The sequence below is a fragment of the Tamlana crocina genome (assembly GCF_012037625.1).
The window spans coordinates 1-294 of record NZ_JAAVJS010000790.1; the positions used below are offsets into that span (position 1 = coordinate 1).

A 294-nucleotide genomic window follows, 5' to 3' on the forward strand; every position below is an offset into this window, starting at 1 on the left:
TCGGGGTAGGCAGTACAAATGGTATTTGCACCTTTTGCCAGTAATTTATTGGTAATTCCGGGATAGGAATTCTGCTCCTGGATCAAAGTGGGGATATTTTCCCTGTTTGCCATTTGCAGTAAAGGTCCGCTGGCAAATCCACCGGTCCCTATCACCACATCCGGCTGAAATTTCTTTATAATATCCCGCGCTTTCCACAAGCTCTTCACAAGCTTAACAGGAAAAAGCAGGTTTTTAGCAGTAAGCCTGCGCTGAATTCCGCTTATCCACAGGCCTTCGATCTTGTAACCGGCT

The 294-nt window shown here is 46.3% G+C and carries 1 protein-coding gene; it reads right to left on the reverse strand.

Annotated features, from left to right (window positions below; genetic code table 11):
* The coding region (locus tag HC176_RS19020; protein WP_209309839.1) for a UDP-N-acetylglucosamine--N-acetylmuramyl-(pentapeptide) pyrophosphoryl-undecaprenol N-acetylglucosamine transferase at window positions 1–294 on the reverse strand (294 nt) is incomplete at both ends.